Annotated in this window: 1 protein-coding gene; it reads right to left on the bottom strand. The window is 77.6% G+C overall.

Going from position 1 to position 416, the window contains the following annotated elements:
• Positions 1 to 363, bottom strand: a 363-nt coding sequence (locus G3I78_RS49345) for a hypothetical protein (RefSeq protein ID WP_164437198.1), incomplete at its 3' end; no start/stop codon positions are given.
• Positions 364 to 416 lie beyond the last annotated feature (53 nt).

Below are 416 nucleotides of genomic sequence, written 5' to 3'. Positions count from 1 at the left end.
CCAGGCTGCGGCGAGGACGTCGTCGCGGGGTCCGAGATCGAGGACGTGCGCGGCGAGGCGGGCGGTGACGGGCACGAGCCCGGTGCCGCTGGCGTGGGTGAGCCAGGCGGCCACGAGCCGGACCGGGCGCACGCTCGCCGGCAGCGGGTCGGGCAGGTCCTTGAACGCGCGGCGCAGGTCGAGGGCGCCTTGCATTCGCGCGTCCCAGTCCCATGAGCCGATCGCATCGCCCGCGTGGGCCAGGGCGTCGGTCCACGGCTCACGGTCGGCCTCGGGCTGGGCCAGGGCGAGCAGGCGCAGAGTGTGCGCGGCGCACTGGCCGGCGGACAGGGTCCGCGGGGCGGCCTTGTACCCGGTGCGCACGCGGACCTGTCCGACGTCGGCCGCGGCCGACGCTCCCCCATCGCCGGCAGGCG

The organism is Streptomyces sp. SID13726 (assembly GCF_010548375.1).
Classification (GTDB): Bacteria; Actinomycetota; Actinomycetes; order Streptomycetales; family Streptomycetaceae; genus Streptomyces.
Note: the sequence above shows the minus strand (reverse complement) of the source record. Positions and strands in the feature narration are given on the sequence as shown.